Consider the following 25,417-nt stretch of genomic DNA (forward strand, 5'->3'; position numbering starts at 1 on the left):
GACAGGAAATCTCGCAAGCTAGTCGAGCGGCTTCTGCTCCGCGATCGCCTCGGCGGTGACCTTGCGCGCGCTGACCGGGACATGGCCGGAAACCTCGGCGCCGGCATCCGGGGCGAGCTGCATCATCCAGAACACCGACGACGCGGAGATCAGGCCGACGATCAGGAAGGCCGGCCAGAAATCCCCGGCTGCAAGCGTCGTGCCGCCATGCAGGACATGGGCGCTCTCCAGGGCGAAGGCACCGATCGTGACGCCGATGCTCAACGAGAGCTGCTGGGCCACGCCGGACAGGCTGGTCGCGCTCGACATCTCGCGGTTGGAGACGTCGGCATAGCTCAGCGCGTTGATGCCGGTGAATTGCAGCGAGCGGAAGCAGCCGCCCACCAGCAGCACGGACAAGATGATCGCGTGCGGCGTCGTCGGCGTGAACAGGCCGGAGGCCGCGAGGAAGGCGGCGCCGATCACGGCGTTGACGGTCAGCACCCGCCGGAAGCCGAAGCGCGTCAGGATGGACTTCGCCAGCGTTTTCATGATCAGCGCGCCGGCCGCCGAGACGAAGGTGATCAGGCCGGACTGCAGCGCATCAAGCCCGAAGCCGAGTTGCAGCATCAGCGGCAGCAGGAACGGAATGGCCCCGATGCCGGTCCGGAAGACCGAGCCGCCGATCACGCCGGTTCGGAAGGTCGGAATCCGGAACAGCGACAGGTTGAGCACCGGATAGGGCACGCGCTGCGCATGGAACCAGTAGGCCGCCAGCGCCGCCGCGCCGCCCAGCACGCAGGCATAGGATACCGCCTCCGGCACCAGATGGCGGCCGCCCGTATTGAGCCCGAGCATCAGGCTGGCGAAGCCGAAGGAGGAGAGCAGGAAGCCGCGGATATCGAGGGGCGGAACGTCCTCCTCGCGGACATCCTCGAAGAACAAGCTCGCCAGCACCAGGCCGACGAGGCCGATCGGGATGTTGATGAGAAAGATCCAGCGCCAGTCGAAATAGGTGGTGATGAAGCCGCCGAGCGGCGGCCCGACGACAGGCCCGACCAGAGCCGGAATCGTCAGATAGGCGAGTGCCCCCACGATCTCCGACTTGCTGACGCTGCGCAGGATGACGAGGCGCCCGACCGGCACCATCATCGCCCCGCCCATGCCCTGGATGAAGCGCGCGCCGACGAAGGCACCGAGCGAGTTGGAGACCGCGCAGAGCAGCGAGCCCAGCATGAACACACAGAGCGCCGAGCGGAAGATCGTCCGGGCGCCGAAGCGATCCGCCATCCAGCCGGAGATCGGGATGAAGACGGCGAGGCTGACGAGATAGGAGGTGAGCGCCAGCTTCAGCGCGATCGGGTCCTCGCCGAGCGATTTCGCGATCACCGGCAGCGAGGTCGCGATCACCGTCGAATCGGTGTTCTCCATGAACAGCGCACAAGCGACGATCAGGGGCAGGAGTTTGGAGCGCTGCAAGACGTCGGACCTTAGGATTTCGGGCCATCCGCGCCGCCGAATTAGGCGCGTTTGAAATCATAAGCTCGGCTATTAATGCCATGTGCACGGAGTGACGAGAGCGAAATCGCGGTTTATCGGCCGATTTGCCTGCTGCCTGCGCGCTTCCGCCATGCGCCAGAATTATGGCTCGGCGGCAAGCACAACACCGCCATGCATTGACCTCACTCCTTGGGTGCCTTTGGCAGCCCCATCTCCCTGATGTCCGGCTGGAACCGGGCCGTCGCGAGGGGCGCGCGCCGTCAACCTCGGAGAAGCGCCATGATCAGCATCTCACCTGTATTCGCCGCCGCCCATCGCCTGTCCCCCGGCCTGCCCGTTCTCGGCATCGCCCTCCTTGCCGGCTTGAGCTGGGCACCGAATCCGGCCGCAGCCGCCTCCGCTGGCTGGCAAAACGGCTGCCAGTTCAAGACGATTCCCGGAAGCGGCGGCGAAGGCCTGCGCTATGACGAATGCCTGCGGCTGGAAACCTGCCAGCAGATGGCCAATGCCGCAGGGCGGACCATCTTCGCGGCCGGCTGCTTCGGCATCGCGCCTGACGCGCCCGTCCATCCCGTAGCGGCTCGCCTGGCCCGCTGATCCGGGCGACGCTGGCGGAAACGGCGCAGCCTTTCACTCGCGCCGTTTCCGCACTGCAAAAGAATCCGCCCCGATGCACTAGCGGCCCCGCCACGCCCGTGCTAACGGGCCTCGTCAACTCGGCAATGGGCCTTTCGCCCTGCCCCTTTGAAAAGCCGGCCTCGCCCGGCGGTCGGAGTTGACGATGACGCTTTCCCTCGACGGTCTGATTCGCGACGGCCTTACCTTCGACGACGTGCTGCTCGAGCCGGGCCCGTCCGAGGTCATGCCGGCGGATGTCGACATCCGCACCAGGCTCACCCGCACCATCTCGCTGAACCTGCCGATCATCGCCTCGGCCATGGACACGGTCACCGAGGCCCGCATGGCGATCGCCATGGCGCAGGCCGGCGGCCTCGGCGTCATCCACCGCAATCTCGACGCCGACCAGCAGGCCGCCCAGGTCCGCCTCGTCAAGAAATTCGAATCGGGGATGATCGCCAACCCGATCACCATCCATCCCGACGAGACGCTGGCCGACGCGCTGGCGCTGATGAAGAACAACGGCATCTCCGGCATTCCGGTCGTCGAGCGCGGCCCGCAGGGCCACCACGGCAAGCTCGTCGGCATCCTCACCAACCGCGACGTGCGCTTCGCCGCCAACCCGGCCCAGCCGGTTTCGGAGCTGATGACCAAGGAGCGCCTGATCACGGTGCGCGAGGGCGTCAATCCCGAGGAGGCGCGCCGCCTGCTCCACCAGTTCCGCATCGAGAAGCTGCTCGTCGTCGACGACCATTACCGCTGCATCGGCCTGATCACCGTCAAGGACATGGAGAAGCAGGTCGCCCACCCGAACGCCGCCAAGGACGCACATGGCCGCCTCCTCGCCGCCGCCGCGACCACGACCGGCGACCAGGGCTTCGAGCGCTCGGAAATGCTGATCGATGCTGGCGTCGACCTGATCGTCGTCGACACCGCCCATGGCCATTCGGCCAAGGTGCTGGAAGCCGTCAGCCGGGTGAAGAAGCTGTCCAACTCCGTCCAGGTCATCGCCGGCAACGTCGCCACCGCCGGCGGGGCGCAAGCCCTGATCGATGCCGGCGCGGACGCCATCAAGATCGGCATCGGCCCGGGCTCGATCTGCACGACCCGCATCGTCGCCGGCGTCGGCGTGCCGCAGCTCACCGCGATCATGGATGCCGCCTCCGCCGGCGCGAAGGCCGGCGTCCCGGTCATCGCCGATGGCGGCATCAAGTATTCGGGCGACCTCGCCAAGGCGCTTGCGGCCGGTGCCTCCTGCGCCATGGTCGGCTCGCTGCTGGCCGGCACCGACGAAACCCCCGGCGAAACCTTCCTGTACCAGGGCCGCTCCTACAAGGCCTATCGCGGCATGGGCTCGGTCGGAGCGATGGCGCGCGGCTCGGCCGATCGCTACTTCCAGCAGGACATCAAGGATTCGCTGAAGCTCGTGCCGGAGGGCATCGAGGGTCAGGTCGCCTACAAGGGTCCGGTCTCGAACGTGCTGCACCAGCTCGCCGGGGGGCTGCGCGCCGCGATGGGCTATGTCGGCGGCAAGGACCTCGCCGACTACCAGGCCAAGGCGCGCTTCATCCGCATCACCAGCGCCGGCCTGCGCGAGAGCCACGTCCATGACGTGACCATCGTGCGCGAGAGCCCGAACTACCCGACCCGCTCTTGAGTCATCGCGGGCATTGTGCAGCACTGGCCCGACTCATCCGGGCCGGTGCGACACGAGGCGACGCGCAACCATGACTCTCAAGCTGATCTATCCGACGCTGGCGATGATCTTCTGGATCTTCGTCGTCGGCGTCGTCCTCGCCCTGCGTCGCAAGACCGCCTTCACCAGCGGTGCCGTCCGGCCCGACGAGGTCACGGTCTCGACCGAGCGCTACCCCGTCCCGGCCCGGCTCGCGGCGGCGAACTTCACCAACCAGTTCGAAACACCGGTGATCTTCTTCGCGCTCGTGATGATCGCGATGGAGACCGGCGCGACCGGCTATGTCATGGCGCTCCTGGCCTGGCTCTATGTCGCGACCCGCGTCGTCCACACCTTGGTCCATATCGGCCCCAACCCGCTGAAGCTGCGCGGCGCGATCTACGGCATCGGCGTCATCGCGCTGTTCTGCATGTGGCTAGGCGTCCTCATCTCCGTGCTCTGAGAGACCGGGCCTGCCTCGCCTCGCTCCCGTTAAGCATTCCACCCGTTTCCGCCGGCTGCGAGCCGGGAAGCGTTGAAGCTTAACGAAAAGTAAACTACACCCCGAATGGCGGCGGACGGTGGACAAGCGTAGTTTGGAGTGACGCGATGTTGCGTGTCCGTGAAGTCCCGGCGCGGGTTTTCGCCCGCGACGGTGAGGTTCTGGCTGCCGTTTCCGGCAAGACGAAGATCGCAAGGCGCAGCCCCGCGGCACGCCTCCTGGCGCTCGCCGCGCTCGGGGTCGCGCTCGGCTCCGGGGGCATCGTGCTGACAGCCTCGATGGTCCAGGCCGAGGGCGATGCCGGCGCGCGTGAATTCATCATGCAGGAAGCCGCGCGCCGCACCGAGCAGACGCGCATGCGGAATGCCGCCTACACCTCGACACGCTATGCCCCGCAAGCCAATGCCTATGCGCCCGCCGGCCATGGCTGGCGCCTGCCGCTCATGCAGACATTGCCGGACGGTCGCCTCGCCCACCCGCCGGTCGACCTCAACCCCTTCCGCAAATCGGCCCGGAAACCCGCCGAGCGGCGGCGCAAGGTCGCGGGCACTGCAACCGCCTCGCTCGATGCCGTCACCGGCGCGGCAAACCGGGCCCAGACCTTCTGCGTCCGCCTTTGCGACGGTTTCCCCGCTCCCATCGGCTATCTCCGCGCGGCCGGTGACATGAAGGCCCATGAAGCGCTGTGCCAGGCGGCGAATCCCGGCGTTCCGGTCAAGGTCTTCAGGATGGCCGCCGGCGCGACCGGCATGGCGGATGCGGTGGCGGCCGACGGCAAGCGCTATGGCGCCCTGCCGATGGCCTTCAGCCATGAGAAAGCGGCCGACCCGGCCTGCCGGTCCCCCATTGTCCAGGTCGGCGAACGGCGGATCTCCCTGCTGCGCGACATCACCTTGCGGCCGGGCGACAGCGTCGTGCTCGACGGCAAGGTTTCGACCTTCACAGGCGGTTCGAGCTGGCCCTATAGCCGGCGCGACTTCCGCGACTTCCGCACAGCGTCGGAACTCAGCAAATCCCAACGCAAGCAGATCGACGAGCGGGTCGGCATTTCCCGAATGGAAGCGCAGGCGCGCAGCGTCCGCCGCCAGATGAGGGTCCGCGAGGCGCGTCTGCATGACGATACCTTCGCCAGCGACGCGATCCTGCGCGGCACGGTCGATCCGACGGCACGCGAGTCGGTCCGGCTGATCCCGCTGCCGACGCGCTAAGTGTCGAGACTTTCGACGCTCCTTGTCCGGGGCTTCGCGCCTCGGACCACGCCCCGGAATGACAACGGCTTGGGCCTGATGCGAGCCGGTATTGCGCCCCTGTTCGACAGGAAACTGACGGCCCCAGCCGCGGCAGGTCGCCTCATTCAAAAGATGTACGACCGGATCGCGTGCGAAATCTCTTCGTCTTTCCAAGGCAATGCTTGATTTATTAGAATTCGTCAAAATAAGAAGTTAGCTAGAATTCGTCTAAGACATTGATATCATAGGATTACTTCATTGACGCCCCCTGCCGGGCGTTCTATCGCTCGCCCGTCGCGCTGATCGCGCCCATCGACGGAGCAGAAGAATGATCGCAAAGACCTATCTCCACGCCCTGGCGCTGTCGTCCTGCCTGCTGGCCGCCCCGGCCTTCGCGCAGGGTGTGAACCTCTACACCACCCGCGAGCCCGCCTTGCTCAACCCGGTGCTGGAAGCCTTCACCAAGGACACCGGCATCAAGGTCAACGCGGTCTTCCTGAAGGACGGCCTGCAGGAGCGCATCCGCGCCGAAGGCGCCAACAGCCCGGCCGACGTCATGCTGATGGTCGATGTCGGCGAGATCAACGCCGCGGTCGATGCCGGCATCACCCAGCCGATCAAGTCCGCGGTCGTCGACAAGACCGTCCCGGCGCAGCTTCGCCCCGACAACAACTGGGTCACGCTGACCAAGCGCGCTCGCGTCGTCGTGGTCTCGAAGGAGCGCGTCAAGCAGGACGCGATCACCTATGAGGACCTCGCCGACCCCAAGTGGAAGGGCAAGTTCTGCATCCGCGCCGGCCAGCACCCCTATAACAACGCGCTCTTCGCCGCCTATCTCGCCCATCACGGCGCCGAGAAGACCGAGACCTGGCTCAAGGCCGTGCGCGCCAACGCCGCCCGCAAGCCCGGCGGCGGCGACCGCGACGTCGCCCGCGACATCCAGTCGGGCCTGTGCGACATCGCCATCATCAACACCTACTATATCGGCCTGATGAGCCAGGCGAAGAACGAGCAGAAGGGCTGGTTCGACGCGATCACGCCACTCAAGACCACCTTCGCCGGCGGCGGCACCCATGTGAACGTCTCGGCCGCGGCACTCGCCAAGAACGCGCCGAACAAGGACAACGCTGTCAAGCTGGTGGAGTACATGCTCGGCGACAAGGCGCAGGCCCTCTACGCGAACGGCAATTTCGAATTCCCGGTCAACCCGGCCGTGACCGACTCCGCCGCCGTCAAGCTTCTCGGCGCCGTCACCCCGGACAAGCTGCCGCTCTCCGAGGTGGCCAAGCAGCGCAAGGCCGCGGCGAACCTCGTCGACAAGGTCGGCTTCGACAATTGAGCCTGAGCCAGCCGCTCAACGCAACGCGACGGTCGCCATTCTCGTGGCGGCCGTCAACGCGTTTTGCCTATGCGGCGATCGGAGGCGCGGCGCTCGTGCTGCTGCCGCTGCTTGCGCTCGTCGCAACCGCATTGTCCTCGCGGCAGGCGGCCGAGATCTGGCCGCATCTCGCCGCCAACGTCCTGCCGACGGCCCTCGTCCAGACCAGCCTGCTGCTGGCCGGCATCGGCACGGCCTGCGCCGTCATCGGCGTCGGCACCGCCTGGCTGGTGACGCAGTATGATTTCCCGGGGCGGCGCTCGCTCGAATGGCTGCTCGTGCTGCCGCTGGCGCTGCCGACCTATCTGACAGCCTATATCTACGTCGAATTCCTCGGCTTCCAGGGGCCGCTCCAGAGCGCGTTGCGTGCCGCGACCGGCTGGCGCTCGCTGCGCGACTACTGGTTTCCCGATCCGCGCAACCTGCCGGGCGCGATCGCGATCATGGCGATCGTGCTCTACCCATACGTCTATCTCAGCACGCGCGCGCTGTTCAGCGTGCAGGGCGCCAGCATCGTCGAGGCCGCGCGCAATCTCGGCGCGGCGCCCGGCCGCCTGTTCTGGCGCATCGGCCTGCCACTCGCACGACCGGCTTTGGCCGCCGGCCTGACCCTCGTCCTGCTGGAGACGCTGAACGATATCGGCGCCACCGAATATCTCGGCGTGAGATCGCTGACGCTCTCGATCTATACAACCTGGGTCAATCGCGGCTCGCTGCCCGGCGCAGCCCAGATCGCCTGCGTCATGCTGCTGATCGTCTTCGCGCTGATCCTCGCCGAGAGGAAGCTGCGCGGGCAGCGCCGCTTCGCCCTGCCGGTACGCCAGCCCCGTCCGGTGACGCGCCGGCCGCTGCACGGGCGCAGCGCCGCTCTGGCCGCCCTCGCCTGCGCCCTGCCCGTGCTGTTCGGTGCCGCCTTGCCGATCGGCTATCTCCTCACCGAAATCCTGCAGCGTGGCCTGCTGACCCAGCTCGACGCCGCGCTGTTGCGGCTTCTCGGCAATGCATTGCTGCTCTCCGGCCTCGCATCGGTCCTGGTCGTGGCGCTCGGGCTTGGCATCGCCACGGCCAGCCGCAGTGGTCGCGAGACCTGGCTGAAGCCCCTCGCCCGCATTGCCAGCCTCGGTTACGCCGTACCGGGCACCGTGCTCGCGCTCGGCCTGCTGATCCCGCTGGCGGCCTTCGACAACCTGCTGGCCGATGCCGCATCCGCCCTGTTCGGCCTCAAGCCGGGCCTGATCCTGATCGGCTCCGGCGCCGCGCTCGTCATCGCCTATACCGTGCGCTTCCTCGCCATCGGGGTCTCCGGCGTCGAGAGCGGGCTGGCGCGGGTCTCGCCGCGGATCGACGATGCGGCCCGCGCGCTTGGTGCCGCCGGGCCGGAGGTGCTGCGCCGCATTCACTGGCCGCTGGCCCGACCGGCCATCGCCGCTGCCGGGCTTCTTGTCTTCGTCGACTGCCTCAAGGAATTGCCGGCAACGCTGCTGCTGCGCCCGCTCAACATCGACACGCTGGCGACCGTGGTTTACGGCCATGCCTCGCGCGGCGTCTTCGAGGATGGCGCGCTGGCGGCGCTGCTGATCATCCTGGCCGGGCTCTATCCAGCCTTCGTCCTGGCGAAAGCCGGCACGAATCGCGCGGGATAGCCGGCTTTCCCGCCTCGACAAGCCCTCGGCATCGGCCTAAACCCTGTGCCGCCAGGGGGCTGGCTGAATTTCGGCCCGGTGCCGATTCGGAAGTCCATGACCAGACGCGCTGCGATCATCGCCTTCAGCCTCGTCGTCGCCATCGGCCTGCTCGGTTCGCGGTCGTGGGACGTTGCGCTGGGCCGTGTCCAGCGCGCAGCCGTCAGCGCGATCGAAGAGCGGACCGGCTTCGTCGTCAAGGCGATCGAGCGCGCCGAAATCGCCCTGCTCCCGCTACCCCGCATCAGCCTGTCGCAGGTCGCCTTCAGCCAGCGCGACGGTGCGCTCTCCGGCGAGGCCGTACGGGTCAAGGCGCAGTTGCGCCTTCTGCCGCTGCTGGGCGGGCGGATCAGCTTCGACCGGGTCGATCTGATCGCGCCGCGGATCGACGTCGCTGTTCCTGCCGGAAGCGACGGCGTCACCGAATGGCTCAGCACCCCGCTCGCCGAATTCGAGCGGCTGCAAAGCCAGAGCAAGATCGTCATCCGCTCAGGCTCTGTCTTCCTGCGGGCGAATGGTGCGATCCAGAGCGTCGTGCGCGATCTCGATCTCGTCATTGACGAGCGCAGCCTCAACGAGCCTCTCGCCCTGTCCGGCTCGCTCAACTGGCGCGGCGTACCGACCGAGGTGAGCCTGCTCTGGCCGATGGTCGGAGGCAGCGCCAAGACCGCTCTCTCGGCGACCTCCTCCTTGCTGAAGCTACGCTTCGAGGGCACGCGCTCCGGCCCCGGCGCACCGGTGATCAACGGCCTGCTTGCCCTCTCTACACCTTCGCTCCCCGGGCTTTTCAGCTGGTTCGGCGAGGAATCGCGGCTGGCCTCGGCGCTCGGCACCGTTGCGGTCTCGGCCGACATCCAGGTGAAGCCCCGCGAGGTCTCGTTCAACAACGCCATCGTCAGTCTCGACGGCGAGCGCCTCGACGGCGCGATCAAGCTTGCCGAGGCCGGTGGACGCTTCGCGCTGTCGGGCACGCTCGCAGGCGTGACGCTCGATCTCGGCCGGCTTGTCGATCGCCTGCCGGTCCCGGTCGTCGATGCTGCCGATACCGCGCCCTTCGACCTCGATGCCTGGACCGCGCGCGACATCGATCTGCGGATATCGGTCGACTCCGTCCGTCTGAAAGGCGCAAAGCTCACCGACGTCGCGACCTATCTCCTGGTGAAGAAGGGCCGGTTCGAAACGGGCCTGCTGCGGGCCAGCGCCTATGGCGGCAGCGTCAAGAGCCGTTTGCTCGCGGTCGGCGTTCCCGCCGGCGTCGACGTCAAGCTCCAGGCCGGCCTCGACAAGGTGAATATCGGCCAGGCTGCTTCCGACCTGCCGCAACTGGCGCGCCTCAGCGGCACCGGCGGCCTGCAGCTCACGCTCGATGGCGTCGGGCGCTCCTTCGACGAGTTGCTGGGCTCGCTCACCGGACGGGCCAACCTCGCGGCCCGGCAGGGCGAGATCGGCGGCGTCGCCTTCGGCGAATTGCTCCGCCGCGCCGAACGCAGCCCGGCCCAGTCCCTGCGCGACTGGCGGCAGGGCAAGACGCCGTTCGAGACGATCTCGGTCAATGCCGGAATCGCCGGCGGGCTTCTCGCCCTGACCGAGGCGCAGATGACCGGCTCGAACTACCGCTTCAACCTCGCCGGCAGCGCCTCGTTGCGCACCCGCAACCTCGACATGACCGCGCTGCTCACCTCGCCGAACGGCAACCTGAAACTGCCCTTCCGGCTCAAGGGCCCGATCGATGTTCCGGTCTTCGATATCGAGGCCGAGGCCTTCCTCAGCCCCGCCGGCGCCTCCCTCGTACCGACGCTGCTCACCCGGTAGCTCCCAACCCGCTTTCGCGCTCCCCCGAAATCCGCTCTGATGCGACCGGACCTTATTGCGGCGGCGGGAAGGATGCGGCGATGAAGATGTGGCTCATGGGCGCTCTCGCGCTCGCAGGATGGATGACGGCAGGCATGGCCGACGCGCAGGAACCGACGGTCGAGAAGAAGGTCTTCGAGCTCGCGAGCTTCACCACCCAGAGCGGGCGGGCGCTGAAGAATGTCCGCGTCGGCTGGGAGAGCTACGGCACGCTCAACGCCGACAAATCCAATGCCGTGCTGATCTGCCATTTCTTCTCCGGCAACTCCCATGCCGCCGGCAAATACGACGCCAGCGACGCAGCGCCGGGCTACTGGGATGCGATCATCGGCCCCGGCAAGGCGATCGACACCAACAAGTATTTCGTCCTGTCCTCGGACACGCTGGTGAACCTCAACACGGGCGACCCCAAGACCACCACCACCGGCCCGGCCTCGACCAATCCCGATACCGGCAAGCCTTATGGCCTCGATTTCCCGGTCGTCACGGTGCGCGACTTCGTCGAGGTCCAGAAGGCGCTGGTCGAAAGCCTTGGTATCAGGAAGCTCGCTTTGGTCGCCGGCCCCTCGATGGGCTCGCTCCAGACCTTCGAATGGGCGGCAAGCCATCCCGAGATGGTCGCCAAGGCCATGCCGGTGATCGGTGCGGCTGAGGCCGATGCGATGCTGATCGCCTGGCTCGACGTCTGGGCCGCGCCGATCCTCGTCGATCCCAACTGGAACAATGGCGATTACTACGGCAAGGCCCCGCCGCTCGCCGGCCTCGCCAAGGCGCTGACGGCAGTGACGCTACAGGCGAACCACCAGGACTGGGCCAATGCCACTTTCGGCCGCCGCCCGGCCAAGGAGGGCGAGGAGCCCGGCAAGGCGCTCGCCAACAAGTTCCAGGTCCAGAGCGTGCTCGACAATGCCGGCATGGCCCGCGCCAAGGTCTCGGACGCCAACCACTTCCTCTATCTCGTCAAGGCGAACCAGCTCTTCGCCGCCGGCGGCACTTCGCTGGCCGACGGCATGGCCAAGATCAAGGCGCCGATGCTGCTGATCACCCAGCCGAAGGACCTCGTCTTCACGCCCGACATGGTCGCGACGACCGTGAAGGCGGCGAAGGAGGCCGGGCGCGACATCACACACACCACCATCGACGGCAGCCGCGGTCATCTCGACGGCGTGATCTCGATGAAGCAGGCCGAGGGCGCGATCCGGGCGTTCCTGGAGAAATAGGCGATAGCAGCCGGCCGCTCACGCCGCGGCCGGCTCCTCCATCCGGTGGACGATCCGGTCGATCAGGCCCCATTCCAGCGCCTCTTCCGCCGTCATGAAGCGGTCGCGGTCGAGCGTGCGCTCGACCTCCTCGTAAGTTCGCCCGCAATGCTCGGCATAAAGGCGGGTCAGCCGGTGCTTGGTCTGCCGCATCTCCTCGGCATGGATGAAGATATCGGAGGCCTGCCCCTGGAAGCCGCCGAGCGGCTGATGGACATGCAGGCTCGCATTGGGCAGCGCCCCGCGCTCGCCCGGCTCCCCGGCCATCAGCAGGAACGAGCCCATCGAGCGCGCCGTGCCCATGCACAGCGTATGCACGGGCGAGCGGATGTAGCGCATCGTGTCGTACATGGCGAAACCGCTGGTCACCACGCCGCCCGGCGAGTTGATGTAGAGATGGATCGGCTTCTTCGGATTCTCCGCCTCCAGAAACAGGAGCTGCGCGCAGACCAGCGCGCTCATCGCGTCGTTGACCTCGCCGTTGAGGAAGATGATCCGCTCGCGCAGCAGCCGCGAGTAGATGTCGAACGAGCGCTCCCCGCGGCTCGACTGCTCGACGACCATAGGGACGAGTTGCATCGCTTCGCGCATCGGCGAACTCCGAAGTCTTGAGGAATGGATGGTGTGGTTTCGCTTCGCCTTATGCAGCAGCGCGCATGAGCGGTGGCGCATTGCTGTTCGCCGGGATCAGATCCTGTCCGACGCGGCGATCGGTCAATTCATGGATCACATGCAGGCTGCTTCCACCGGCCTCGCTGGCGTTGATCCGGAACGTGACCACGCTCTCCAGAAAGGGCGGCTCGCTGTCGCGCATCCGATAGCGCAGCGCCTCGCCCGGCGTGACGATGCTCGGCTTGGGATCGGCCAGCTCCGCCTCGGGCAGCCAGTGCTCACGCAGGCCGGGCATGCTGAGCGCGCGCCAGAGCTTCTCGGGCGGCTCGTCGAAATGGAATTCGAGGACGAGTGGATCGGTCGCCGCTTCGCTGTCGTCGCCGCTCATTGATCCATCTCCTTGAGCAAGGTCCTGAGATCGTCGATCCGCGCCGGCCAGAAGGCGCGGTATTTCGTCAGCCACTGCGCGACCAGCGCGAGCCCCTCCGGGTCGACCCGGTAATTAACGAAGCGTCCCTGCCGCTCCTCGCGAACGAGGCCCGCCCCCCGCAGGACCGCGAGATGCTGCGACATCGCCGGCTGGCTGATCGCCATGCCCTCGCGCAACGCGCTGGCATTCAGGCTGCCCGCCGTAAGCTTGTCGAGGATGGCGCGCCGCGTCGGATCGGCCAGTGCCTTGAAGATCTCGTTCTCGATCATGCAATCACATAAGCATTCACTTATGTGATGCGCAAGAGCTTTTGTTCGGATCACCCGCCCAGGCCCGCCAGCATCACCGCCTCGTTCTTCCGATGCGAGGCGTGAGCCCTGTGCTAGCCTGTCACGAGCACCGAGCAGGGCACGAAAGGGTACGCGATGAGGATGACGAGACCGGGAATTCTCCTCCTCTGCGCCGTCCTGTCGTCTCCCGCATGGGCCGCCTGTACGGAGCCGCCGGCCGGTTCGGCTCAGGCCCCTGCCCTCTCCCCGCCACTGAGCCAGGTCGTGACCGGCGCCGGCCGCCTGCAGTTCCATTCAGCGCCGGACATCGCATGCCCCATGAAGGCCGTCTTCATCATCCCGAAGGACGCGGTCATCACTTATGCGCAGACACGGGATGGCTGGTCGTCGGTGATGTATCTCAATCCCAGAACCGGCAGCGACGTCAGTGGCTGGGTCAGGTCGGCACGATTGAAGACGGTCGGGACCATGGGGCCGAGGCACTGATTGCTCCGCACGAAGCTACGAAATCTGCAATGGGTCGCGATCAGGCACCAGACCGTTCTCCATTCGCGAGCTGTTCCGGGGTTGGCTCTTCGTCGGACGACGCGTCCGCGCCACGCTGACCCACGACGCCGAACGGCTTGGAACGGGCATATTCGACGTCCCGCGATATCGCGGTATCCGTCTTGATGGGATGGCCTCGGATTCGATCTCGAAGCATCCTTATGGGTGCCTCAACGAAAAGGTCCGACAGCCAAGCTACGGCAAGGGAGAGCGCGATCACCGCTGCCACAGTCCAATAGGAGGCCGGAAGAAGCGCGTACGCGAAAACCAGAACAACGTACTGCTGCAGATAGAGCGGGAAAGACAGGTCGCCGATCCGTCGGTCGATGCGGCTCCAGGATACTGGTAGCTTCACGGGGATGAGGATGAGGAAGATGAGCGTTAGAATGAAGAACAGGATGAAATGAACGGTGTTGTGCGCTTCGGTAAGCTGCCGCGCCGGCAAAAATGAGGGCATGCTCATCTCTGTGCAGGTCCAGAGGCATAGAGCGAACAGGGCAGCAACGATGCCGTAGCTGAGCCATGACGGTGCACGCGTGGCGAGATAGGCCGCTATCCCGAGAGCAAAGTAAGGCACGAATCCAAAGAGACCGGGCCCCTTTTGGTTCAAGGCGGCCGTGAACATGAGAGCCGCCACGATCAAAAGCGTGACATAGGACAGGCGTCGCTGATAGGCCCCGATCCACAAGGAGACACCCAGAAGGCTGTAAAAGAAAACCTCGACTCGCAAAGCCCAGACATATGGGATGAAAGGCGGTCGATCCTGACCGTAACCCGGTAACATCATAAAGAAATTGGCGAATATATTATCTATGGATAGAATTTGATCTTCAGAATACGGCACAAGCTTATTCGGTAGAAAATTTGTAATCAGGGCCGCAGCCATGGCAATTGCGCCAATGGATAGCGCTAAGGACATCACATATTGAGGCATGATACGCAGGGCGCGGTTTGCAGCGAACTGCAAAGGTCGCTTCCAATAGATATTCTCCGCAGCCTCTGTGATGACGAAACCGGAAAGAACGAAAAAGACGAGAACCGCGACTGAACCAGTTGCCCAGCTCCAGTTTGCCTGCATCTCGGCTGGCCCGACATGGCCGACATGTTGGAGGAGAACAAGCAGAGCCAGTAATGTCCTAAGCGTCCCAAACGGCCTGTAAGGCATAGCTGCCTCCCTCTGGTCCGTAATCGAGCCGATCGCACGAAAAGGTTCTTGATGGTTGGCAAGAACGCGGGCGGTTCCAGGCGGCGGGGCGGCCTCAACCCGAATGACCGGAAGGTCGATCAGCGAGCTGCAAGTGGCCTAGCGGATGAAGCCGGAAGAGCTCTTCGTAACGGCGAGGATGAATGACCGCCAGGGTCGGAAGCAGCCCCTCCAACCCGTCCCTACCCCGCCTGCGCGGCAGCCTTGATCCCGTCGATCACGAACTGAACCGCCAGCGCCGCCAGGATCACTCCCAGCAGGCGCGTCAGCACGATATTGCCGGTGACGCCGAGCAGCTTCGCGATCGGCGTCGCCGAGAGGAACACCAGAAGGCAGGACAGCACCACCAGCCCGCAGATCACAGCCAGCGTCGCCAGCAGCAGCGGGTCGCCGCCGGCGCGGCCGGCGAGCAGGATCATCGCCGTCAGCGCGCCCGGCCCCGCCATCAGCGGGATCGCCAGCGGGAAGGCCGCGACATTGCGGATATGGTCCTGGGTGATCGCGGTATCCGCCGTCTGCTGCTTGCGCTCGGTCCGACGCTCGAACACCATTTCGAAGGCGATCCAGAACAGCAGCAGCCCGCCCGCGATGCGGAAGGCCGGCAGCGAGACGCCGAGCGCCTTCAGCACGATGTCGCCCGCCACAGCGAAGAAGGCCATGATGCAGAAGGCGATGATCGAGGCGCGGATGGCGACCTGCCGCCGCTCGCTTTCCGACATCCCGCGCGTCAGCGACAGGAAGATCGGCGCAAGGCCCGGCGGGTCGAGCGTCACCAGCATGGTGACGAGGGCTGCGGTGGCGAATTCGACGAACATGGCGCCACATCAGCATGCCGCAGGCCCGCCGTCACGCACCAAGAAAGGCCGGAATATGGCAGCGCGCCGGAAGGCGTCTGAAAATCATCCGTAAGTCACTGAATTCGCTTGGATAATTTTTGCTTGGACAGCGCCCGCTTTTGCTGGCTTCTCCTGCCGGAATCGGATAGCCAGAAGGCTGAAAAACCAGCAGGAATCGGGACATTTTCCCTTGAGCGACGATACCGACGACAAGCGCGACAACGCCCCGGATTTCGGCGGCGACATCAAGCCGATCGCGATCACCGACGAGATGAAGAAGAGCTATCTCGATTACGCCATGAGCGTGATCGTGAGCCGCGCTCTGCCCGATGTCCGCGACGGCCTGAAGCCGGTCCATCGCCGCATCCTGTTCTCGATGCACGAGAACAAGAACGTGCCCGAGCGGCCCTATACCAAATGCGCCCGCATCGTCGGCGACACGATGGGTAAGTACCATCCGCACGGCAATCTCGCGGTCTATGACGCGCTGGTGCGCATGGCGCAGGATTTCTCGCTGCGCCTGCCGCTGATCGACGGCCAGGGCAATTTCGGCTCGATGGACGGCGACAGCGCCGCCGCCGATCGTTACACCGAGGCCCGCCTCGACAAGGCGGCGATGCCGCTGCTGGAAGACCTCGACCTCGACACGGTCGATTTCCAGCCGAACTACGACGGCAAGGAGCATGAGCCGACAGTCCTGCCGGCGCGCTATCCCAACCTGCTCGTCAACGGCGCCGGCGGCATCGCGGTCGGCATGGCCACCAATATCCCGCCGCATAATCTCGGCGAGGTCATCGACGCCTGCGTCGCCTATATCGACGATCCCGAGATCTCGATCGACGACCTGATCGAGATCGTGCCGGGCCCGGATTTCCCGACCGGCGCCTCGATCATGGGCCGCAGCGGCATCCATTCGGCCTATCACACCGGCCGCGGCTCGATCGTGATGCGCTCGAAGACGCATATCGAGGAGATGCGCAAGGAGCGCGAGGCGATCGTCGTCACCGAGATTCCCTATCAGGTGAACAAGGCGACGATGGTCGAGAAGATCGCCGATCTCGTGCGTGAGAAGCGCATCGAGGGCATCTCCGACCTGCGCGACGAATCCAGCCGCGAGGGCGTGCGCGTCGTCATCGAGATCAAGCGCGACGCCGTCGCCGATGTCGTGCTGAACCAGCTCTACCGCTTCACCCCGCTGCAGACCTCCTTCGGCGCGAACATGGTCGCGCTGAACGGCGGCCGTCCGGAAGTCCTCAATCTCAAGGACTTCATTTCGGCCTTCGTCGAGTTCCGCGAGCTGGTCGTCTCGCGGCGCACGCGCTACCTGCTCAACAAGGCCCGCGAGCGCGCCCATGTGCTCTGCGGCCTCGCCACCGCCGTCGCCAATATCGACGAAGTCATCCGCCTGATCCGCACCGCACCGACGCCCGCCGCCGCGCATGAATCCCTGATGGCACGCGACTGGCCGGCCGAGGACATCGCGCCGCTGATCGCGCTGGTCGACGATCCGCGCCACCCCATCAATCCGGACGGCACCTACCGGCTCTCGGACGCGCAGGCCAAGGCGATCCTCGAGCTGCGCCTGTCGCGCCTCACCGCTCTCGGCCGCGACGAGATCGGCGACGAGCTGGAGAAGCTCGCCAAGGAGATCGCGGATTATCTCGACATCCTGCGCTCGCGCGCCCGCATCCAGTCGATCGTCAAGGAGGAGCTCGCCGAGGTGAAGGCCGCCTTCGCCACGCCGCGCCGCACCGAGATCCAGGACTGGGGCTCCGACCTCGACGACGAGGATCTGATCGCCCGAGAGGACATGGTCGTTACCGTCAGCCATGGCGGCTACATCAAGCGCGTGCCGCTCTCGACGTACCGGGCACAGCGCCGCGGCGGCAAGGGCCGCTCCGGCATGGCGACCAAGGACGAGGATTTCGTCGCCCGTCTCTTCGTCGCCTCGACCCATACGCCGGTGCTGTTCTTCTCCTCAGAAGGTCAGGTCTACAAGGAGAAGGTCTGGCGCCTGCCGCTTTCCGCGCCGAACGCCCGCGGCAAGGCTCTCGTCAACATGCTGCCGATCGAGGCCGGCGAGCGTATCACCACGATCATGCCACTGCCGGAGGACGAGGCGAGCTGGGAGACGCTCGACGTGATGTTCGCGACAGCCTCGGGCGGCGTGCGCCGCAACAAGCTCTCCGACTTCGTCAACGTCAACCGCGCCGGCAAGATCGCGATGAAGCTCGACGAGGGCGACCACATCGTCGACGTGCAGATCTGCACCGAAGGCAATGACGTGCTGCTGACGACCGCCCTCGGCCAGTGCATCCGCTTCGCGGTGCCGGAGGTGCGCGTCTTCAAGGGCCGCGACTCCACCGGCGTGCGCGGCATCAACCTGGCCAAGGGCGACGAGGTGATCTCGCTCGCGATCCTGCACCATCTCGATGCGACTCCGGAGGAGCGGGCGACCTATCTCAAGGACGCCGCCGCCCAGCGCCGCGCCCTGACCGGCGAAGGCGAGGAGACGACGGAGCCCGTCGCCGATGGCGAGGAAGCCGCCGGTGAGGTTGAACTCGGGGCCAAGCGCCTCGAGATGCAGCTCGCCGAGCAGTTCATCTTGACCATCTCGGAGCGCGGCTACGGCAAGCGCACCTCGTCCTTCGAGTACCGGGTCACCGGGCGCGGCGGCAAGGGCATCGTCGCGATGGTCGTGAACGACCGCAACGGCAAGCTCGTCGCCTCCTTCCCGGCCCTCGACTCAGACCAGCTCATGCTCGTCACCGATGGCGGCCAGCTCATCCGCGTGCCGGTCGATGCCGGCCCGGACAACCGCATCCGCATCGCCGGGCGCTCGACGCAGGGCGTGACGGTGTTCAACACCGCCAAGGACGAGAAGGTCGTCTCGGTCGAGTGCATCAACGACGATGGTGAAGGTGACGAAGACGCCGAGGCAGGCGACGCGGCGCCGGGCGGCGAGCCCACGGAAGGCTGATCCGTCAGTCTGTTGCGGCCATGGCTTCAGGCAATATCTGAAGCCATGGCGGGGCGGACTCGCCAGACTGGCCCTGGTAGGCGCGTCATTCTCGGGCGAAGCAAAGCGCAGACCCGAGAATCTCCTGCCGAAGAGGCGCTCCTTCGCGAGATGCTCGGGTCAAGCCCGAGCATGACGAGGCTGGCCATTCCGGCAGCCCTCGTTTGACTCAAGCCCCGCCCCGCGCTCCCATCGCCCCATGAAGGCTCGTTCCGTGCCCGTCCGCACCCCCGCGATCACGCCGGAGATCATGCTGCGCGCCTATGCCGCTGGCATCTTCCCGATGGCGGAGAGCGCCGACGATCCCGGCCTGTTCTGGGTCGAGCCGGAATTGCGCGGCATCATTCCGCTCGACGGCTTCCACCTCTCCGCGCGGCTTGCCCGCACGGTGCGCTCGGACCGCTTCGAGATCAGGGTCGATACCGCCTTCGACGCCGTGATCGCGGCCTGCGCCGAGGCCAAGCCGGACCGCGCGGAAACCTGGATCAACCCGCGCATCCGCGAAATCTTCGGCGCGCTCTTCACGCTCGGCCATGTCCACACGGTCGAATGCTGGCGCGAAGGCCGGTTGGTCGGTGGCCTCTATGGCCTCTCGCTGGGCGGCGCCTTCTTCGGCGAGAGCATGTTCCATCGCGAAACCGACGCCTCGAAGGTCGCGCTGGTCCATCTCGTCGCCCGATTGAGGCATGGCGGCTATCGTTTGCTGGATACCCAGTTCCAGACCGGCCATCTCGCGCAGTTCGGCACGATCGAGATTCCGCGCGACGGCTATCGCCGCCTGCTAGACGACGCACTGCTGCATGCCGGCGACTGGCACGCCTGGCCTGCGATGAACGGCCGGGAGGCCCTCGCCCGGATCTGAGCGCCGGATCGCCTTACTGGCAGGATCAGCCGCCGCCGGCGGTCGGATCGCGGCCCGGCGAGGGATTGGTCGGGAAGAAGCGCTGGCTCGGCCGCTGCGGCTGGACCGGCACGCCACGTGGCGGCTCGACATCGATACGCCCGCCGCGCGGCGGCGAAGCGGGCTGCTGCGCGGCCGGAGGCTGGTTGGGTGTGCGGGGCCGGCGCGGGTCTTCGGCCGGTGGCGCCTCCGGCTCCTTGGGGTCGACGACGAGCTCGGTGCCGCCTTTGCAGTCGGTCAGCCAGGCATCGTAGATCGCGTGCTCGACGCCGTGCAGGCCCGGGCTCGCCGCATACATCCAGCCGGTGAAGATGCGCCGGTACTCGTTCTTGACCGTGACCTCGTCGACCTCGACGAAGGCGTCGGTCTGCGGTGCCTCGGTCGGCGGCCGCGTCCAGCAGACTCGCGGCGTCAATTGAAGTGCGCCGAACTGCACGGTCTCGTCGATCGCCACCTCGAAGGAGATGATGCGGCCGGTGATCTTGTCGAGCCCGGCGAAGACTGCGGTCGGATTGCGGATGCGGTCGGCCTGTGCCGGGCCCGTGGCCGCCAGCGTCGCCAGAGCGCTCGAGGCGAGGCCTGCCAGGATCGGGAAACGAAAGAACGACGGCATGCGGGCGCGAATCTCTTCGACAGCGCGGAAGGACCGCGATGGCGCGCAGTAACACGGCAATCGCAGCGGAAAAAGGGCATGGCCCCGGAAAGCTTGGGGTATGCCGGGCAAACCTCCGGCTGGCAGCAAAAAGGCCACCCCGAAAGGGGCGGCCCGGTATTTCGCAAGCTCGGCTTGCAGGCCTTCTCTCAGAGGCGGCCTTCTCTCAGCGGCCGGGCGTCCAGGCCTGGTAGTCGCCGGTTGCGGCCGGGCGCTCGCCCTCCGCGAGGGTCGAGCCCTGCGGGCGATAGGCCAAAGCCGTGCCGGTCCAGTTCTGCTGGTGCGGCTGCTGCCATTCACGCGGCTGGTAGCTCTCCTCGGAGGGGGCGACATCGACTGTATGATGCAGCCAGCCATTCCAGCCCGGCGGCACCTTGGAGGCTTCCGCATCGCCCTTGTAGATCACCCAGCGCCGCTGAAAGCCGAGCGCCTTGTCCTTCACCCCACCGGCGGAGCGGTAATAGACATTGCCGAACTCGTCTTCTCCCACCCGCTCGCCGAAGCGCCAGGTGTGGAAACGCGTGCCGATCGTCTGGCCGTTCCACCAGGTGAAGATCTGCAGCAGCCAGTCCTTCATCGTCCTCAAGTCCGTGCGCGCGATGCTGAAACAATCGGGCGACTTATGGCTCCCGCACTGCCCGCTGTCCAGTCCGCGATAGGCCGGCCGTGCCGACCACGCGATGTTCGCCCCTGGCGGCATCGCAATCGAATGCGGCCCCTCGCCGTAGGCGCGGCTTCCCCTGCCCGACTTGCCCGCCGCGAGCCGCGGATCGGTAAACCTGTGCACCTGTGAGTCGCTCGCCACGATTCGGCCGCGATTCGGATCGGCCCGCCGCGCTGCATTCGCCGGAAGTGCTCCGAGATCAGCCACTTCCGGGGGGCTTTGAAAGCGGAGCGCACGGCTGGGCCCCGGACCCACCGGATTTAGCGTCCGTCAACCATGATAGCGGGGATTTTAGGGACTGCGCTTCCTCCCGCACTGTGGCAATCTTGCCGAGCAGCATCCGATTCCCCGGCGATTTCCGAGGCTTAGCAGGCGCCTTGCAACTTATCCCCGTAACCCACATATCTCTACCAGATGTCGTGTCCACAGGGATCGATAGACACTATTCCTTGACGCCAAGCCGGCATCTGCACTAGATTTTGACCATCGCATGACGGCCGGCGGCACCCCCTCTGGATGACTGCGAAACCCTAGTTTTCCAGTGTGTTCCGGGCCTGCCGCCGCATCCGCCATCAACAGCGGAAGCGAACGGATTTGCGCGGACATTTTGGGCGCGTCCGGGACCATCGGCGGGGCCACACCGCCGGGACCCACAGGGCATCGAACCGAGTTTGGGCTGACATCAGGAGCCGGTGATCAACCGGCCGCGCGTGGCTTCAAGGCAAGTCCGCGGCAGATCAAGGGATGAAGATCATGCGCATCGAGCGCCGCTACACCTCCGCCGGACAGTCGCCCTATGCCGCGATCCCGTTCCGATCGGCCGTCAGCGAGATCAAGAACCCGGACGGCTCCGTCGTCTTCCGGCTGGAAGGCATCGAGGTTCCCGAGGCCTGGTCGCAGGTCGCCAGCGACGTGCTCGCGCAGAAGTATTTCCGCAAGGCCGGCGTGCCGGCGCGCCTGAAGAAGTTCGAGGAGAACGACGTTCCCTCCTTCCTCTGGCGCTCCGTCGCCGACGAGGCCGCTCTCGCCGAATTGCCTGAGGGCGAGCGCTACGCCTCCGAAATTTCCTCCAAGCAGGTCTTCGACCGCCTCGCCGGCTGCTGGACCTATTGGGGCTGGAAGGGCGGCTATTTCTCCTCCGAGGAGGATGCCGCGGCCTTCCATGACGAATTGCGCTTCATGCTCGCCACCCAGCGCGTCGCGCCGAACTCGCCGCAATGGTTCAACACCGGCCTGCACTGGGCCTATGGCATCGACGGCCCGAGCCAGGGCCATTTCTACGTCGACTTCAAGACCGGCAAGCTGGTCAAGTCGAAGTCGAGCTACGAGCATCCGCAGCCGCATGCCTGCTTCATCCAGGGCGTGCAGGACGACCTCGTCAACGAGGGCGGCATCATGGATCTCTGGGTCCGTGAAGCCCGCCTGTTCAAATACGGCTCCGGCACCGGCTCGAACTTCTCGATGCTGCGCGGCGAAGGCGAGAAGCTCGCCGGCGGCGGCAAGTCCTCGGGCCTGATGTCCTTCCTCAAGATCGGCGACCGCGCCGCCGGCGCGATCAAGTCCGGCGGCACCACCCGCCGCGCCGCCAAGATGGTCGTGGTTGATGCCGACCATCCGGATATCGAGGCCTATATCGACTGGAAGGTGAAGGAGGAGCAGAAGGTCGCCGCCCTCGTCACCGGCTCCAAGACCGTCAAGAAGCACATGAAGGCCGTGCTCAAGGCCTGCGTGAACTGCGAAGGCGATGGCGACAGCTGCTTCGACCCCGAGCAGAACCCGGCCCTGAAGCGCGAGATCAAGCTCGCCCGCAAGGCGCTGGTGCCCGACAACTACATCAAGCGCGTCATCCAGTTCGCCAAGCAGGGCTACAAGGACATCTCCTTCGACACCTATGACACCGACTGGGATTCCGACGCCTATCTCACCGTCTCCGGCCAGAACTCGAACAACTCGGTCTCGCTGACCGACGACTTCCTGCGCGCCGTCGAGGACGACAACGACTGGAACCTGACCGGCCGCACCACCGGCAAGGTCATGAAGACCCTGAAGGCCCGCGACCTCTGGGAGAAGATCGGCTACGCCGCCTGGGCCTCGGCCGATCCCGGCCTGCACTTCAACTCGACGATGAACGACTGGCACACCTGCCCGGCTTCCGGCCGGATTCGGGCGTCCAATCCGTGCTCCGAGTACATGTTCCTAGACGACACCGCCTGCAACCTGGCCTCGGCCAACCTGCTGCAGTTCTACGATACCGAGACCAAGGCCTTCGACGTCGCGGCCTATGAGCATCTCTGCCGGCTCTGGACCGTGGTGCTCGAGATCTCGGTGACGATGGCGCAGTTCCCGAGCCGCGAGATCGCCGAGCTCTCCTACGAGTACCGCACGCTCGGCCTCGGCTACGCCAATATCGGCGGCCTGCTGATGACTATGGGCCTCGGCTACGACTCGGATGAAGGCCGCGCGCTGGCTGGTGCGCTGACCGCGATCATGACCGGCGTCGCCTATGCGACCTCGGCCGAGATGGCCGGCGAGCTCGGCCCCTTCCCCGGCTACAAGAAGAACGCCAGCCACATGCTGCGCGTCATCCGCAACCACCGCACCGCGGCCCACGGCCTCGCCGACGGCTATGAGGGCCTGAGCGTCACCCCCGTCCCGCTCGACCATGCGACGCTGGCTCGTCTCGGCGGCTCGGCCGTGACCATGGCGGAACGCTCGCGCATCGTCTGGGACGAGGCGCTGGAGCAGGGCAAGCGCTATGGCTACCGCAACGCCCAGGCGACCGTGATCGCGCCGACCGGCACGATCGGCCTCGTCATGGATTGCGACACCACCGGCATCGAGCCCGACTTCGCGCTGGTGAAGTTCAAGAAGCTCGCCGGCGGCGGCTACTTCAAGATCATCAACCGCGCCGTGCCGGATGCGCTCCGCGCCCTCGGTTACCGCGAGGCCGATATCGCCGAGATCGAGGCCTATGCCGTCGGCCACGGCTCGATGAAGCAGGCGCCCGGCGTCAATCCCTCGACGCTGCGCAGCAAGGGCTTCACCGACGAGAAGATCGAGGCGGTCGAGAAGGGCTTGAAGAGCGCCTTCGACATCAAGTTCGTCTTCAACAAGTGGACGCTGGGCGAGGATTTCCTCACCGGCACGCTGAATGTCCCGGCCGAGAAGCTCAACGACATGTCGTTCGAGCTCCTGCCCTTCCTCGGCTTCAGCAAGGCCGAGATCGAGGCCGCCAACGTCCATGTCTGCGGCGCGATGACCCTGGAAGGCGCCCCGCACCTCAAGACCGAGCATTATAACGTCTTCGATTGCGCCAACCCCTGCGGCCGCATCGGCAAGCGCTACCTCTCGGTCGAGAGCCATATCCGCATGATGGCGGCGGCCCAGCCCTTCATCTCGGGCGCGATCTCCAAGACCATCAACATGCCCAACGACGCCACGGTCGAGGACTGCAAGAGCGCCTATATGCTCTCCTGGAAGCTGGCGCTGAAGGCGAACGCCCTCTATCGCGACGGCTCCAAGCTCTCGCAGCCGCTGAACTCGGCGCTGATCTCGGATGAGGACGACGAGGCCGACGACGCCGTCGAGACGCTGGTCGCAGCGCCGATGGCGGCGCGCGCCACGCAGATCTCGGAGAAGATCGTCGAGCGCATCGTCGAGCGCATCGAGCGCAAGCGCGAGCGCGAGAAGATGCCGGATCGCCGCACGGGCTACATCCAGAAGGCCACGGTCGGCGGCCACAAGGTTTATGTCCATACCGGCGAATATTCGGACGGGCGCCTCGGCGAGATCTTCATCGACATGCACAAGGAGGGCGCGGCCTTCCGGGCGATGATGAACAACTTCGCCATCGCGGTCTCGCTCGGCCTGCAATATGGCGTGCCGCTGGAGGAATACGTGGAGGCCTTCACCTTCACCCGCTTCGAGCCCTCGGGCTTCGTCGCCGGCAACCAGTCGATCAAGAACGCGACCTCGATCCTCGACTACGTCTTCCGCGAGCTCGCGATCTCCTATCTCGGCCGCAACGACCTCGCCCATGTCGACCCGAGCGAGATCGGCCATGACGTGATGGGCAGCGGCGTCGGCCAGGACAAGGCGCCGGATGCGACCGCTCCGATCACATCGACGCCGCTGGCCTCGACGGGTTTCCGCCGCGGCAAGCCGATCTCCTTCCACGCGATCCAGGGCGGCGTGGCGGCTCCGGCCATCGAGACCGTCGCCCGCGGCGGCGCGGCCCTGACCGCACTCGCCACCATCGGCGCGACCGCGCTGAAGGAGGAGCCGGAGACCTATGGCGAAGCGGAGATGGCCAAGCTCGGCTTCTCGGCTCCGGCCGCCCAGCCGACGACCTCGGAGCGGCGGGCGGAGGCGATCATGAAGGGCTATGTCGGCGACTCGTGCGGCGAATGCGGCAACTTCACCTTGGTCCGCAACGGCACCTGCCTGAAGTGCAACACCTGCGGAAGCACCACCGGATGCTCGTGAAATGAGAGGCGAAGTTCTGAGAAGCGAGGTATAGTGTTACCGCGAATGTAGGTGGAGTTCCGCACTTTCCCGCGCAGCCGTGTTGGACAAGCAACGATACACTTG

Annotated in this window: 20 protein-coding genes; 12 read left to right on the forward strand and 8 right to left on the reverse strand. The window is 66.0% G+C overall.

What is annotated here, in order from left to right; all coding sequences use genetic code 11:
• Positions 1-18: 18 nt before the first annotated feature.
• Positions 19-1,458 carry a DHA2 family efflux MFS transporter permease subunit gene (locus tag FHT98_RS24825; protein WP_061967714.1) on the reverse strand — a complete coding sequence of 480 codons (1,440 nt, stop codon included), beginning with the start codon at positions 1,456-1,458 and terminating at the stop codon, positions 19-21.
• A gap of 300 nt (positions 1,459-1,758) precedes the next feature.
• Here FHT98_RS24825 and FHT98_RS24830 point away from each other — a divergent pair, with 300 nt between their 5' ends.
• The 8 genes from FHT98_RS24830 (at position 1,759) to FHT98_RS24865 (ending at position 11,634) form a co-directional block, all read left to right on the forward strand.
• Positions 1,759-2,076, forward strand: coding sequence for a hypothetical protein (locus tag FHT98_RS24830; protein WP_091859616.1), 318 nt, complete (start codon positions 1,759-1,761; stop codon positions 2,074-2,076).
• 184 nt (positions 2,077-2,260) lie between these two features.
• A complete protein-coding gene (gene guaB, locus FHT98_RS24835; RefSeq protein ID WP_061967710.1) occupies positions 2,261-3,754 on the forward strand; it encodes an IMP dehydrogenase in 1,494 nt (497 codons plus the stop codon).
• A gap of 70 nt (positions 3,755-3,824) precedes the next feature.
• On the forward strand, positions 3,825-4,235 hold the full coding sequence (locus tag FHT98_RS24840; RefSeq protein ID WP_061967708.1) for an MAPEG family protein: 411 nt from the start codon (positions 3,825-3,827) through the stop codon (positions 4,233-4,235).
• Between the two features lie 146 nt (positions 4,236-4,381).
• Positions 4,382-5,482, forward strand: a complete 1,101-nt coding sequence (locus FHT98_RS24845; RefSeq protein WP_142115627.1) for a DUF2865 domain-containing protein — start codon at positions 4,382-4,384, stop codon at positions 5,480-5,482.
• 349 nt (positions 5,483-5,831) lie between these two features.
• On the forward strand, positions 5,832-6,842 hold the full coding sequence (locus FHT98_RS24850) for an extracellular solute-binding protein (protein WP_142115628.1): 1,011 nt from the start codon (positions 5,832-5,834) through the stop codon (positions 6,840-6,842).
• 95 nt (positions 6,843-6,937) lie between these two features.
• A complete protein-coding gene (locus FHT98_RS24855; RefSeq protein WP_248309307.1) occupies positions 6,938-8,524 on the forward strand; it encodes an ABC transporter permease in 1,587 nt (528 codons plus the stop codon).
• 96 nt (positions 8,525-8,620) lie between these two features.
• Positions 8,621-10,375: an AsmA family protein gene (locus FHT98_RS24860; RefSeq protein ID WP_142115630.1), complete on the forward strand. Its 1,755-nt coding sequence runs from the start codon at positions 8,621-8,623 to the stop codon at positions 10,373-10,375.
• Between the two features lie 80 nt (positions 10,376-10,455).
• Complete coding sequence (locus tag FHT98_RS24865; protein ID WP_142115631.1) at positions 10,456-11,634, forward strand: E22 family MetX-like putative esterase; 1,179 nt, start codon at positions 10,456-10,458, stop codon at positions 11,632-11,634.
• Positions 11,635-11,652: 18 nt separating this feature from the next.
• Here the strand turns inward: FHT98_RS24865 and FHT98_RS24870 are convergent, their stop codons facing one another.
• From FHT98_RS24870 to FHT98_RS24880, 3 genes are read right to left on the reverse strand one after another with little or no spacing between them, the layout of a single operon-like run.
• Entirely contained in the window at positions 11,653-12,264 is a 612-nt protein-coding gene (locus tag FHT98_RS24870; protein ID WP_091859633.1) for an ATP-dependent Clp protease proteolytic subunit, read from the reverse strand.
• A 49-nt stretch (positions 12,265-12,313) separates the two neighbouring features.
• Positions 12,314-12,673, reverse strand: a complete 360-nt coding sequence (locus FHT98_RS24875; protein WP_142115632.1) for an SRPBCC family protein — start codon at positions 12,671-12,673, stop codon at positions 12,314-12,316.
• Positions 12,670-12,984: an ArsR/SmtB family transcription factor gene (locus tag FHT98_RS24880; RefSeq protein WP_061967699.1), complete on the reverse strand. Its 315-nt coding sequence runs from the start codon at positions 12,982-12,984 to the stop codon at positions 12,670-12,672. Before FHT98_RS24880 ends, FHT98_RS24875 begins: the two co-directional genes overlap by 4 nt.
• Positions 12,985-13,323: 339 nt before the next feature.
• Between FHT98_RS24880 and FHT98_RS26535 the strand changes: the two genes are divergently transcribed.
• Positions 13,324-13,491 (forward strand): hypothetical protein, encoded by a 168-nt coding sequence (locus FHT98_RS26535; RefSeq protein ID WP_248309308.1) that lies wholly within the window; start codon positions 13,324-13,326, stop codon positions 13,489-13,491.
• Between the two features lie 40 nt (positions 13,492-13,531).
• On the opposite strand, the gene FHT98_RS24890 is transcribed toward FHT98_RS26535, so the two are convergent.
• A complete protein-coding gene (locus tag FHT98_RS24890; RefSeq protein ID WP_142115634.1) occupies positions 13,532-14,716 on the reverse strand; it encodes an acyltransferase family protein in 1,185 nt (394 codons plus the stop codon).
• Between the two features lie 221 nt (positions 14,717-14,937).
• On the reverse strand, positions 14,938-15,570 hold the full coding sequence (locus FHT98_RS24895; protein ID WP_061967694.1) for a MarC family protein: 633 nt from the start codon (positions 15,568-15,570) through the stop codon (positions 14,938-14,940).
• A gap of 211 nt (positions 15,571-15,781) precedes the next feature.
• Between FHT98_RS24895 and gyrA the strand changes: the two genes are divergently transcribed.
• Positions 15,782-18,571 carry a DNA gyrase subunit A gene (gene gyrA / locus FHT98_RS24900; protein WP_282568661.1) on the forward strand — a complete coding sequence of 930 codons (2,790 nt, stop codon included), beginning with the start codon at positions 15,782-15,784 and terminating at the stop codon, positions 18,569-18,571.
• 289 nt (positions 18,572-18,860) lie between these two features.
• Positions 18,861-19,472: a leucyl/phenylalanyl-tRNA--protein transferase gene (gene aat, locus FHT98_RS24905; protein ID WP_248309349.1), complete on the forward strand. Its 612-nt coding sequence runs from the start codon at positions 18,861-18,863 to the stop codon at positions 19,470-19,472.
• Positions 19,473-19,497: 25 nt separating this feature from the next.
• Here the strand turns inward: aat and FHT98_RS24910 are convergent, their stop codons facing one another.
• Positions 19,498-20,124 carry a DUF2155 domain-containing protein gene (locus FHT98_RS24910; RefSeq protein ID WP_061967689.1) on the reverse strand — a complete coding sequence of 209 codons (627 nt, stop codon included), beginning with the start codon at positions 20,122-20,124 and terminating at the stop codon, positions 19,498-19,500.
• A gap of 205 nt (positions 20,125-20,329) precedes the next feature.
• Positions 20,330-20,740 (reverse strand): NADH:ubiquinone oxidoreductase subunit NDUFA12, encoded by a 411-nt coding sequence (locus FHT98_RS24915; protein WP_142115636.1) that lies wholly within the window; start codon positions 20,738-20,740, stop codon positions 20,330-20,332.
• An 840-nt stretch (positions 20,741-21,580) separates the two neighbouring features.
• On the opposite strand from FHT98_RS24915, the gene FHT98_RS24920 reads away from it, so the two are divergent.
• On the forward strand, positions 21,581-25,312 hold the full coding sequence (locus FHT98_RS24920; protein WP_142115876.1) for a vitamin B12-dependent ribonucleotide reductase: 3,732 nt from the start codon (positions 21,581-21,583) through the stop codon (positions 25,310-25,312).
• Positions 25,313-25,417: the final 105 nt, after the last annotated feature.

The sequence above is a fragment of the Allobosea sp. AK1 genome, assembly GCF_006714945.1.
GTDB classification, from domain to species: Bacteria; Pseudomonadota; Alphaproteobacteria; order Rhizobiales; family Beijerinckiaceae; genus Allobosea; species Allobosea robiniae.